Source organism: Acidovorax soli (assembly GCF_014207955.1).
In the GTDB taxonomy this organism is placed as follows: domain Bacteria; phylum Pseudomonadota; class Gammaproteobacteria; order Burkholderiales; family Burkholderiaceae_C; genus Acidovorax; species Acidovorax soli_A.
In genome coordinates, this window is record NZ_JACHLK010000001.1 from 681,878 (window position 1) to 694,618 (window position 12,741).

Annotated in this window: 6 protein-coding genes; all 6 read right to left on the reverse strand. The window is 71.1% G+C overall.

Annotation, left to right across the window (positions count from 1 at the left end; genetic code table 11):
• Positions 1-191: 191 nt before the first annotated feature.
• Positions 192-4,007: a DUF4132 domain-containing protein gene (locus HNP48_RS03195; RefSeq protein ID WP_184855386.1), complete on the reverse strand. Its 3,816-nt coding sequence runs from the start codon at positions 4,005-4,007 to the stop codon at positions 192-194.
• Positions 4,008-4,141: 134 nt separating this feature from the next.
• Complete coding sequence (locus tag HNP48_RS03200; protein ID WP_184855387.1) at positions 4,142-6,232, reverse strand: SWIM zinc finger family protein; 2,091 nt, start codon at positions 6,230-6,232, stop codon at positions 4,142-4,144.
• Positions 6,233-6,426: 194 nt separating this feature from the next.
• Positions 6,427-7,581 carry a VWA domain-containing protein gene (locus HNP48_RS03205; RefSeq protein ID WP_184855388.1) on the reverse strand — a complete coding sequence of 385 codons (1,155 nt, stop codon included), beginning with the start codon at positions 7,579-7,581 and terminating at the stop codon, positions 6,427-6,429.
• Between the two features lie 225 nt (positions 7,582-7,806).
• Positions 7,807-8,364, reverse strand: coding sequence for a single-stranded DNA-binding protein (gene ssb / locus HNP48_RS03210; protein WP_184855389.1), 558 nt, complete (start codon positions 8,362-8,364; stop codon positions 7,807-7,809).
• A gap of 113 nt (positions 8,365-8,477) precedes the next feature.
• Positions 8,478-9,659 (reverse strand): MFS transporter, encoded by a 1,182-nt coding sequence (locus HNP48_RS03215; RefSeq protein WP_184855670.1) that lies wholly within the window; start codon positions 9,657-9,659, stop codon positions 8,478-8,480.
• Positions 9,660-9,838: 179 nt separating this feature from the next.
• Entirely contained in the window at positions 9,839-12,535 is a 2,697-nt protein-coding gene (locus tag HNP48_RS03220; RefSeq protein WP_184855390.1) for a sulfite reductase flavoprotein subunit alpha, read from the reverse strand.
• Positions 12,536-12,741 lie beyond the last annotated feature (206 nt).

The window sequence follows — 12,741 nt, forward strand, 5'->3', positions numbered from 1 at the left end:
CCAGCTCATGGGCTGTTTTGCGGTGCGAGGGCTGGATCATCGCGGGACTTGCCCCGGGAAGATGTCGCAAATTGTGAGAATGGAGAGACCTCACCAAAAAAACGTGAATTCCTTCCGCTTTTCGTCGCCAGATTCAAACAGTTACGCCTTGAATTCCCGCTGCAATGCCCCCTTGGAGGCCCTGCACGCGGTTACCAGGGCATCTTTTTCTCCCACTCGGGGTCGAAACCGGTGCAGGCCTGGGCCACGGCCAGGTAGTCGGCATAGGCCTCGGCCAGCAGCACGGGGGGCACGCTGGCCAGGGGCAGCGTGCTGTCGCTGCTCCAGCTGCGCGAGCGGCTGTTCTCGAAGCTCAGGGTCTTGAGCGCGGCCGCCACGTTCTCCTCGGGCAGGGTGTTGCCCGAGAACTCGATGGAAACGCGCACGCCCACGCTCGCGAAGTCCTTGGTGTACTCGTAGAAGAAGCCTCCGTCCTCGGCCTGGGCGCGCTGGTAGCCCAGCTTGGTGAAGGCGCCGCGCAGCGTGAAGCTGTCGCTCACCCAGCCCTGGCGGTCCTTGATCTCACTCACAGCCAGGCCCTTGTCGTCGGTGAAGGACAGCGCAGGCGACTGGCGCGACATCTGCGGGAACAGGGGCGCAGTCTTGTAGTCCTTGAAGTGCTTCGTCCACGCGCTGGCCGTGGCCGCATCGACCAGCGAGGCATGGGCCAGGCGCACCAGGGCGCCATCGGCCAGCGCCACCTCGTCGTCCTCGGTGTTGATGAGGCTGCCGTCCTCGGTGGGGCGAAAGCTCTGCAGCGCCGTGCCCTCGGCGTCCACCTCCAGCCACACCAGGCGCTGTACCAGCCGGCCCGCCACGGGGTGGCGGTGCAGGTACTCGCGCCATTCGGCCACGGGCCACTGGCGGCCCGTGCACATGGCCTCGAACAGGCGGGCCGTCTGCAGGTCGATCACCTGCTTGAGCTCCTTCTTGCTCGTGCTGAGCAAGGCCTTGGTTTCCTTGATCTGCGCCGGGTCGTCATTCTGGCGCGGCTCGGGCAGGGCCTTGATGGCCTTGCCTTCGGGGTTGCGCAGCTCGGGTTTCATGGCGGCGTCGAGCACCATGGTGAAGATGCGCTCGCCATAGGGCAGCGCCAGCGTGCCCGTGTCGTCCAGGCCGGCCGTGGGGATGGTGCGGTCGGCCAGCTGGTCCTGGGTCCAGCCGTTGCGGTCGGCGATTTCCTGCACCAGGGTGCGCGCCTTGGTCTGCACCGAGGCCGTGCGGTAGCGGCGCGACAGGCCCAGCATCAGCTGGATCACCACCGGATCGTTGCCCGGTGCCACGCCTTCGAGCATGGCCTCGATCTGCGAGCGGCGCTGGTAGTGGTCGCGCATGTACTGCTGCAACAGGCTCACGATCTCATGGCCCGGGGCAAAGGCCGCGAGCGCCAGGACGCCCTTCTCTCCAATGGCGCTGCCCAGGTACTCGGACATCTTCTCGCGCTTGCATTCCTCGAACACCTGCTCTTCCGACTTGGCGTAGTCGGCCTCGTAGTACTGGCGGTACTCGGGCTTGGCGTTCTGCCAGCCTTTCTGGTAGCTTTGGTAGCGCTGTGGTGCATGGGCCTTGGCGTAGGCAATGCCCTCCTCCAGCGGCGGGTGGCGTGTGTCGTGCGCGATGAACTGGCGCAGCACCGTGCTGCCCAGGGCCTGGCGGCTGGCCGCATCGAGCAGGCCCATGTAGCGCGTGAGCAGCGCATTGCCCCCGGGCTCCTTGAGCTTGCAGGCCAGCACCACCCACCAGCGCAGGATCTCGGGCTCCACGGCCGTGCCGTCGGCCCAGTGCGCTGCGGGCAGCGCATCGAGTGCGAACCAGGCCAGCCCCGCCGGCGGCTTGGCCTTCAGGCCCTTCTTCGCCTCGGCCAGCAGGATGGCGGGGGCCAGGCGCGGCGAGATGTCCTCGCCCAGGCCCTCCAGTGCCGTGAGGAAGGCGGCGCGCACGGTCTCGCGGCTTTCCTTCTCCAGCGCCTTGGTGAGGGCGGGCAGGGCCTCGGCGTACTGCAGCTCGGCCAGCCAGTTGGCCGCCTCGATGCGCACCTCGCTCTTGGTGTGGGTGAGCGACTCCACCACCTGGCGGCCGATGTTCGGCAGCGTGGACAAGGCCTTCTGCGCCATGGGGCGGTGGGTCTTGCCCTCGCCCAGGGCCAGCTCCATCACGCGGGGCAGCCAGCGTGCGGGGATGGTCGGAAAGGTCGCCAGCGTGCGCAGGGCGGGGCCGAGCTCCAGCGTGCTCGCATAGCGGTCGCCGTTGTTCTGCTGCGCTGCCAGGCCCAGGGCCTGGTCCAGGAACTCGGGGTGCTCGGCGAAGAACGGCCACACGCGCTCGGGCGGCAGCAGGTCGGTGGCGCTGGGCGTGTTCCAGTAGTCGAACAGGGCCGTGCGCGCCACCTCGATCAGCGGCGTGCCCGAGCGCTTGAGCAGGTCGGCCAGGGCGCGCAGGTCGACGCTGCCGTGCGGCTGGCCGCCCAGCCATTTGTGGAAGCCGTCGTCGAACCAGAAGCTGCGGCTGTAGCGCGACACGCCCAGCCAGCGGACCAGGTGCGAGGGCCCGAAGGACGGCAGTGCAAACAGGCGGTTGCCATGCGTCACGGCCTGGGCCACCTCGCTGTTGCGCAGCTTCTCCATCTGCTTCTTGTCGAGCTGGCCATTGAGCAGGGCCAGCGCCTGGCGCATGTCGTCCTCGGTCAGTTTGGACAGGCTGGCGTAGCTCTTCTGGCGCCAGTTGTACTTGTGCTTCTGGGTCTTGTTCTCCTCGGCCTCTTCCTCGGCGGCGCGGCGTGCGCGCTCGATCACCTCGGTGCGGTTGGCCAGCAGCAGGGCCAGCGCATCCTCGCCCAGCGGGCTGTCGGCGAACGGCGTCCAGGGCGGGGGCTCGGGCAGGTCCTGTTCCTGGGCGCCGCCCGCGGCATCGATGCGGTTGAGCGCCGCGCGGATCGCCTGCTGCACGGGTTTGCTGGACTCGCTGGCCAGTGCCGCCTCGAGCAGGCCGCGCGTGGCCTCGGCGGGCAGGCGCGCGAGCAGTTCGGCCGCCTGGCTGCGCTGGCTGGTGTCGCCCTCGGTGAGCAAGGCCGCCAGCAGGTGCAGGCGATCGGCTTCGGCAATGCCCTCGATATGGGGCACGGCCTCGGCGCGCACCGTCTTGCTGCCATCGACGGCCAGGGCCACCAGCAGTGGTGCAAAAGCCGCACGCAGTTCCTTGTCGGTGCCGATGCGCGCGGCCAGCACCACCCGGCCCGCAGCGGAAAGCTGCTGCAGCAAGGCCTTCACCGCGTCAGGATGTGCCTGCATGTACGTAGCGAGCGCGGGCGACTTGACCAGCGCGCCCAGGCGGTCGTGGTAGTAGCTGTCCAGGCCCTTGCGCTCGAACACCAGCTGCAGGGCCAGGGTCGCGTCCAGCCCCTCCTCGGCGAGCAGACTGGCCACGAGATCGACCGTCCAGGCCGCGCGCTCCTTGCCCAGCTCCTGCTTGTTGCTGTTGCCGTCCTTGAAGCTGGCATGGACCGCATCGTTGACCAGGTACTGCAGCCAGTCGGGCACCGGCGCGCCCGGGTGCTCCAGCGACTTGCCCGCATCGGCCGCGGCCAGCAGCTTGCCCAGGCGCACCAGCAGGGCCAGGGGGGGCTGGTCGGGCGCGATGCTGGCGTAGAAGGCCGAGCGGCCTGCCAGGCTCTTCTTGCCCGCGGCCTCCAGTGGCTTGTCGTTGTACAGATAGAAGCCCCAGCGCAGCCGGCCAGGCGCGCCGAGCAGCTGGCCCGGCTCCACGGCATGGGGGGCTGCCAGCTCCAGCAGCACGGACTCGTGGGTGCCCTCGGCCACAAAGGCCAGGGCCTTGTCGGCGAGGCCTGGCGCTGCCTTGTCCAACGGCTCCATGGCCTGGCGCAGCAGGTTGTGCTGTGCGCTGCTCAGCCCATGCGCGTCGTTGCCCGATCGGCCCGTCACCGCGCCCACGATCTTGTCCAGCAGTCCCATGCGTCATCCCCTGTGGTCTGAATAGAGCGTCGTATTCTGTCAGCCAGCCATGGCGCTGCCGTGGGGCACGGTGAAGCCAGCGTGCAATTTGCCCGCTTTCAAGGTAATGGCTTGTAACGCGCGCAGCGCGGTGCTCACGCGGAGATGGCGGGCAGGCCGTCGAGCTCCACCGTGCGCTGGCACAGCTGCTGCAGGCGCAGCGCGCCAGATGGCTGGGGCGACTGCAGGTGGGCCTGCAGGGCCGATGCCACGGTGTGCAGGCCCACCGAGGCGATGCCGGGCAGCGCGGCCTGCAGCTGTTCGGCCTGCGCTGCAGTGAGCGGCATGCGGCCCGTGGCGGCCTGGGTCTCCAGCACGCCGAGCACGGGGCTGAGCAGGCGCTGGGCCAGCGTGGGCTGGCTGGCCGCAGGGGCGGCGGCCTGCTCCTTGCGCCACTGCACCATGCGCAGGATGCGCTGGGCCAGCGAGGTGGGGCGCGCGGCCTCGTTCGCATAGTCCAGGGAGACGGCCTGGACCTGGCCCCGGGCGTCGCTGCTGAGCAGCGCCAGCGGCACCAGCAGCGTGGTGGTGGAAGTGCGTTCCACGCGCACCAGCACCGCATGCACGGGCGCGCCGCGCGCGGCCAGCCGGTCCAGGTTGTCCACGCGCTGCATGCTGGCGTCGCCCACGGGCACGGTCAGGTGCAGCCACTGCCCCTGGTCATCCTGCACGGGCCAGAGCAGTTGCTGGTGGGCTTCGTCGAGCACCGGGGCGCGCGTGGCCCGGGGCCGCAGCAGCACCAGTTCGGCCGCGTCGCCCGAGAGGCCGGACGCCTCGCTCAGCTGCGCCGTGAGATCGGCCCAGCGGCCGCTGCCGATGGCGTGCAGGCGTGCATCGCCCGTCTGCCAGGGGGGCAATGCCTGCGCGCGCGCGGTGCCCGCCAGCGCCAGCCGGTCATCGTCGGCCAGGCGCGGGTTCTCCAGCCGCAGCGGCGCCTGGCACAGCGACTGCGCGGGGCCCGCACCGGGCCAGACGGCGTGGATGTTCCAGGCGCTGTGGCGGTTGAAGGCCGTGTCGCTGCCATCGGGGCGCGCCAGCACGGCCTGCAGCAGGCGCTGGCCCGCCAGGTCCCAGAAGGCCAGCGTGAGACCGCGTGCGCCGCCCAGGGTCTGCCACCAGTGGCCGCCCAGGGGCAGCAGTTCCAGTGCCGTGGTCTCGTCGAAGGCGCGGCGCAGCCGGCCGCGCAGGGCCGTGGTGCGCCCGGCCGCGTCGGCGCCCTCACCGGCCGGCGCGCGCAGGGCATCGCACAGCGCCTGGATGCTGGACATCAGCGCCAGGGCGTCGCGCTCCTGCATGCGGTGGTCGCGCCGCACCAGGCCGTCGACCATGCCGCCCAGGTTGCGCAGCAGTGCGGCCAGGCGCGGCAGGCCCTCGCCGCGCGCCGACATGTTGAGCGCCAGCAGCCGCGCCGAAGCCTGCTCGCTCACGTGCGACAGGCCGCCCGTGAGCAGCTCGTGCAGCATGGCTTCCACCTGCGCGAGGAAGGCGCGTTCGCGCTCGCTGAGCGCGGCCGTGACCGGCTCTGCCGTGGCGGCCGGTGCCATGCCTTCGGGCCAGGGCAGCGGCTCGCCCAGCGCCTCGCGCAGGGCCGCCAGTGCGATCAGGTGCACGGCCTTGCGCTCGCGCGCCGGCACCTCGGACACCATGCCCTCGTAGCCTGCACCGGCCACATAGCGGCAAGTGGCGTTCAGCGCGGGCAGCTCCATCACCAGGGTGCCGCCCTGCACGCGCCATTCGATGCCGCAGGGCAATGCCTGCACCGCGCGGCGCACGGCGGCCACGCCGGCCTGCTTGAACAGGGCCGGGGCCTGCAGGGCCTTCACTTCAGCCAGCGGGTCGGCCGTGGTTGCCGGGCCTGGTTCCGCAGGGGCCTCGGTTGCTTGCGTTGCCGCCGGCGCAGTGGTACCGGCAACGGGCTCCAGCGCGCGCAGCCACAGCGCCGCCCCCAGGATGTGCTTGCAGATGCCCGGCGCCGGGCAATCGCACTGCGCCTTCTGCGGGCCCCGGGCGTCGAGCTGCACGCGCTGGCCATCGGCCTCGACCACGCCGCCGTCGGTGCCCTGCTCTGTCCATTGCACCTTGCCGGCTTCCACGTCCTTGGCAGCGCGGCGCAGCAGGCCGGCATTGGCCAGAGCCGTCAGGGTGTCGTCGTCATAGGCGCGGTAGCTCTCAGTCCAGGCAGGCATCTCGTTTTTCCAATGCGCTGTGCGCTGCTCGCAGTCTTTGCAACTGGCACGGCTGAGGCCAGTGCCCCCGCGCAAGGGCCGCCCCGCCGCGAAGGCGGCGTATCCAGCGACTGCGCTGGGGGCGTCCCCCTCCCAGGTTGCGAAGCAAACTGAGAGAGGGGGAAGGCGCGAAGCGACTCAGGGGGTGCTTCATTTCACTCCATGACCTCGGCCAGCCACTGGGCGAAATGCGTGGGCGTGAGCGCTGCCACGTGCATGCCCTTGTTGGCCAGGCGCTGGGCCATCTGCCGGTCGTACACCGGGTTGGCGCCCTCGTCGAGTGCGGCCAGGCCCAAGAGCTTCACGCGCGCCTCGGCCATGCGCGCCACGGCGGACAGCAGCGGGCCGGGGGCCGCGCCCTCCTCGAAATCGCTGATCAGCGTGAACACGGTGCGCTGCGGGTTGGCTATCAGCGACTCGCAGTAGTGCACGGCGCGGCCGATGTCGGTGCCGCCACCCAGCTGCACCGTGAGCAGCACTTCCACCGGGTCGTGCGCCAGGTGGGTGAGGTCGACCACGCTGGTGTCGAACACCACGAGCTTCACGCGCACGGCCGGCAGCGAACTCATGATGCCGGCGATCACGGCGCTGTAGATCACCGAGTCCATCATCGAGCCGCTCTGGTCCACGCAGAGCACCACGTCCCAGGGCAGGTTGCGCTTGACGCGGGCGTTGAACAGCGGCCGCTCGATCACAAGTTGGCGCCGCTCGGCGCTGTAGTGCTTGAGGTTGGCCGCGATGGTGGCGCGCGCATCGAAGTTCTGCGCGTTCTTGAGCAGCGAGCGGCGCTGGCGGTTGCGCCGGCCTACCAGGGCGTTGACGAAGTCGTTCTTGAGCCGCCGGGTGATCTCGTCCACCGTCTTCTGGATCACCTCGCGCACGGCGTCGCGCATGCCGACCGACAGGCGCCCGCGCATGCCCAGCAAGGCCTTGGCCAGGCCGGGCGTGGGGTCCATGGAGCGCAGCACCGCCGGGTCCTTGAGCAGGTCGGTGAGCTGGTAGCGGTCGATCGCCTGGGTCTGCATGCGCTCGAAGACATCCTGAGGAAACAGTTCGCGCGAGCGGTTGAGCCAGTCGATGGCGCGCAACTGGCTCGGGTCGAGCGAGCCGGCCCCGCCGCCCGCAGGGCGCGCCAGGCCCCGGCCGTCGTACTCGCGGCCGTAGAGGTATTCGAGCGCCTGGTCGAGCTTCCAGTCGCCGGCATCGAACTGCGCATGCGACAGCGGCTGCGCCGCATAGCGGCCCAGGATCAGGCGCCAGCGGCGCAGGGCCTCGTCGGGGCGGGTGTCGTCGAACTCGGGGCTTGGCATGGGCCGCGAAAGCTTACCACCCGTGCCGGCACGGATCTCGGCGCGAACCGGGCGGCCCTGCCCTACCGGCTCCGCTGGAGCCTGCCGCCCGTGGGCTTCTTCACCGCCGAGTAACGGGAGACCGCCCGGCGCATGAAGCAGCCCGCAGCCTGGGCCCGCGCCATGAAAAAGGCCCGCGCCCCTGGGGGGCGCGGGCCTGTGTGGCCGGAAGGTCTGGCCTGGAGGTCAGAACGGGATGTCGTCGTCCATGTCGTCGAAGCCCGAGGCCGCGCGCGGTGCGGGCGCCGGGGCCTGGCGCGGGGCTGGTGCGGGCGCGGGGCGCTGCTGCTGGGGCGGTGCCGCACGGCGCTGGGGCGGTGCATCGTAGCCGCCCTGGTCGCCATAGCCATCGTCGTAGCCGCCGCCCTGCTGGCCGCCACCACCGCCCTGGCCGCCGCCGCCCATGCCCTGGCGGCTGCCCAGCATCTGCATCTGGTCGGCACGGATCTCGGTGCTGTACTTTTCCACGCCGCTCTGGTCGGTCCACTTGCGCGTGCGCAGGCTGCCTTCCACATAGACCTGTGAGCCCTTGCGCAGGTACTGGCCTGCGATCTCGGCCAGGCGGCCGTTGAAGACCACGCGGTGCCACTCGGTGGCTTCCTTCATTTCGCCGGTCTGTTTGTCCTTCCACTTGTCGGTGGTGGCCACCGTGACGTTGGCCACCTGGTCGCCGCTGGGGAAGGTGCGCATTTCCGGGTCGCGGCCCAGGTTGCCGACGATGATGACTTTGTTCACGGATGCCATGTGCTGCTCTACCTACTGCTGGATGTTGGGGGGCGCCGGTGCACCCTCCAGCCGGTGGAGGGTCTGCGCGCCAAACATGGCATTGTGCCGCAAGCCGGCCGGCCGGTGCGGTCTCAGTGTTCCTGGCCGCGCCCAACCGGGCGCAGGGGCCAGGTCAGCACCAGCCACAGGGCCGTGAGCACCGCCGTGGTGGCGAACAGGCCGGGCGCACCCGCCCATTTGACCAGCGCGCCGCCCAGGGCGCCGCCCGCGAACAGCCCCAGCGACTGCAGGGTGTTGTAGCTGCCCAGGGCCGCACCGCGCAGCGTGGCCGGCGCCATGCGCGAGACCAGGCTGGGCTGGGTGGCCTCGAGCGCGTTGAAGCCGCAGAAGAACAGGAACAAGAGCGGCCCCAGCACCCACAGCGTGGGCGCAGCGCCGCTGGCCGCCAGGGCACCCAGGCCCAACTGCACCAGCAGCACCAGGGCGATGGCGCCCAGCAGGGCCGCACGCAGGCGGCCGGCGCGCTCCAGCGCGAACAACCCGCCCATGGCGGCAAAGGACAGCACCACCGCCGGCAGGTAGGCCTGCCAGTGGTGGTCCTTGGGCAGGCCGGCCTGCACCAACAGGGCGGGCACGGCCACCCACATGGACAGTTGCACGGTGTGCAGCACGAACACGCCCAGGTTCAGGCGCAGCAGGTCGGGGTGGGCCCAGACATCGGCCAGGCGGCCACGCGGCGTGTCCTTGTGCGCTGCCGGCTCGGGCGGTACGGCCCAGAGCACCACGGCCACGCCGGCCAGCGCCAGCGCGCAGGTCAGCCCGAACAGGCCCGACAGGCCGATGTGGGCCGTGAGCACGGGGGCAGCCACCAGGGCCACGGCGAACATCAGGCCGATGCTGCCGCCCACCAGGGCCATGGCCTTGGTGCGCACCGCATCGCGCGTCTGGTCGGCCAGCAGGGCCGTGACGGCGGCCGACACGGCGCCCGCGCCCTGCAGCGCCCGGCCCAGCAGCAGCCCGGTGAGCGAATCGGCCAGCGCCGCGAGCAGGCTGCCACCCGCAAAGACCAAGAGGCCCAGCACGATCACGCGCTTGCGCCCGAAGCGGTCCGAGGCCATGCCCAGGGGCAGCTGCAGCACGGCCTGGGTCAGGCCATAGATGCCCATGGCCAGGCCCACCAGCGCCGGGTCGTCACCGCCCGGGTACTTGCGCGCCTCCAGTGCGAACACCGGCAGCACCAGGAACAGCCCGAGCATGCGCAGCGCAAAGATCAGCGCCAGGCTCACGCTGGCGCGCCGCTCCAGCGGCGTCATGGCGTGCGCGGCCTGCGCAGAAGGGGGGACAGAAGAGGTGGAGGCCACTTTCGGGGCCTGGGACGGCATGTACAAGGAATCGGGCTCGGTAGACGGCGGGCGCAAACAAACCCTCCGATTCTCGCGCATTGGCCCGCCCATTGACTTTGATCAAGAACAAACCGCCCTTGCGGCCCGGTTCAATACACGTCCCTGCGGTAGCGTCCATCCGCGATCAGGGCATCGAGCACCTCGGCGCCCAGCACCTCGGCCAACACCGCATCCACCCCCGAGCCCATGCCTTGCGCACTGCCGCAGACGTACAGGATGGCGCCATCGGCCACGCAGGCGCGCAATTCGCCCGCGGCGGCGCGCAGGCGGTCCTGCACGTAGCGGTGCTCGCCGCCATCGCGCGAGAACACGCGGTCCAGCCGCGGCAGGAAGCCATTCGCCTGCCAGCCGGCGATCTCGGTGGCGCACAGCGTGTCGTGGGCGCTGTGGCGCTCGCCGAACAGCAGCCAGTTGCGCCGGTGGCCGGCCTGCACCCGCGCGCGCAAGTGCGCGCGCAGGCCCGCCAGGCCCGAGCCATTGCCGATGAACAGACAGGGCACGTCGCCCGTGGCCGCGTCGAAGCGCGGGTTGGCCACCAGGCGCATGGGCACCAGGGTGCCCAGCGGCGCATGTGCGGTCAGCCAGCCCGAAGCCAGGCCCAGGCCGCCGGCATGCCGTTCCTGGCGCACCAGCAGTTGCAGCGCGCCGTCCTGCGGCAGCGAGGCCACCGAGTAGGTGCGCGGCGCCAGCGGCACCAGGGCATCGGCACAGGCCTGGGCATCGGCGAAATGCAGCGGCGGCACCGGCAGCACGCTCTGCGCCAGGGCCTCGGCCAGGGTGCAGGGCTGGCCCGCCAGGTGCACGGCATCAGTGCCCGCCAGTCCTGCAGCTGCCAGCCAGGCATCCACCGCCTCGGCGGCGTGCTGGGCTTGAACCTCGACCAGTGCACCGGGATGCCAGGTGGCGGGTGCGTCCGTGGTCAGCGCCAGCTCGAACAACGGCCCGCCCTCGCTGCCCGGGTTCAGGCATTCGCGGTGGGTCAGGCGCCAGGGCGTGCAGGGCTGCCCGGGTCCGGTGTCTGCCAGGGGCGTGTCCAGCGCCAGGTGCTCGGCGCCCTCCAGCGTGGCCAGAGTCTGCATCCAGCGCGCCAGGGCGGCCGCGTCGCCGTTGTCCACCTCGATCAGCGGGAACAGCGGTGCGGCGCCTGCGTGTCGCAGGCCTTCGTCCAGCGCGTGGCCATAGCCGCAAAAGCGCGCGTAGTTGCGGTCGCCCAGGGCCAGCAGGCCATAGTGCAGGCCGGCCAGGGTGCCGGCGCCCTGTTGCTCCAACAGGCGCGTGAAGCGCCGGGCGCTGTCAGGGGGCTCGCCTTCGCCAAAGCTGCTGGCCACCAGCAGCACGCGGCGGTGGGCGCGCAGCGCCGCGGGCGTGAGCTGGGCCAGCGACTGCACGGCCACGCGCAGCCCGGCCTGCTGCAGGGCCGCGGCGCTTTGCAGGGCAATGCGCTCGGCCTGCCCGGCCTGGCTGGCATAGGCCACCAGCAGGGTCTCGGCGGCGGTGCCGGCCACCGCGGTGGGCACGCCCTGCCCGTGCGCGGCGCGCGCAGCTTCGGTGGCGCGGCGCTGGCGCCGGCGGTCCAGGTAGAGCATCCAGCCCGTGACGGCGAACAGCGGCAGGCCCAGGCTGGCCAGCATCATCGCCACACGCCCCGGCAGGCCGAAATAGGTGCCCATGTGCACCGGGTAGATGGTGCTCAGCGCGCGGGCGCCCAGGCTGCGGTCGGCATAGCGGTCCACGGCGCTGAGCTTGCCGGTCGCAGGGTCGATGGACATGCGGCTGCGGGCACGTTCGTGCGGCGCCTTGGCATCGAGCCAGGTGACCTGCACCGGCTGCCCCGCCTTGGCCGGCATGCGCAGGCTGGCTTCGGCCCAGTCGCCGGCCTGCTGCTGGAACACGGCCCAGGTGCGGGCCAGGTCGGGCGGCGCGGGCTCGGGGGCCTTGGGCTCGGCGTTGGCGGACGCCGGTGGCTTGGCAGGGGCTGCCACGCGTGGCGGGCGTTTCTGCCCCGCCCAGCCATCCACCGTGTCGCGCACCACGTCGAAGCACCAGTAGATGCCCGTGGCCGTGAGCGCCACATACATCACCAGCGCCCAGGTGCCCAGCACCGAATGCAGGCCCCAGAGGAAGGAGCGGCCCTTGAGCGCCGGGTCGAAGGTCAGCCAGGTGCGCCAGCGCAGCGGATTGCGCGGCCAGCGCAGGTACAGGCCCGAGAGCGACAGCCCCAGCAGGCAGATCGCCAGCACGCCCAGCACCACGCGGCCGGGTTCGCGCGGCAGCAGCAGCCAGCGGTGCAGCGACTCGATCCATTCGAAGAAGCCATGTCCCTGTAGTTCGCCCAGCACCTGGCCGCTGTAGGGGTGCACATACACCACGTCGCCGCGCCGCTCGCCGGGGCGCGGCACAAAGGTCACGCGCGCCGACGTGCCCGGCTCGGCCTGCACGGCCACGCTGCTGATGCGCTCGCTGCGTCCTGCGCGCAGCACGGCTTCCACGGTCTGCTGGGGCGTGAGCATGGGCCCTGCCGCAGGCGCCACATGGCGCACGCCAGGGTTCATCACGTCCAGGATCTCTTCATGGAAGGCCAGCAGCGCCCCGGTGAGGCCAATGACCACCAACACCGTGCCGGCCGTGATGCCGATGAACCAGTGCACCTGGAACCAGGCCTGGCGCAGCGTGGGCAGGGCCGGCGGGCGCCAGCGGCGGCCGCCGGACGGTGCAGCGGGGTCGGACACCGGAATGGCCGTCTCGGTGGTGGTGGATGCGGTGGAGAGGGTGCGTTCGCTGGCCATGCTGTGTGGCAAAAGGGCGGCCATCCATCGCCCGGGCACGGCGCATGCCAGGGAATGAAGTGCTCAAATGAGAATGATTGTCATTTTATGGGATTCGGCCAACCCAGGGGGCCAGGTCGGCCTCTGCCGTGACGTGCGGTGACACCGGCAACCGCCTGTGCCTTGGCAGCAGCGTGGCAGGTGCGGGATATTCCGGTGGCCTATCA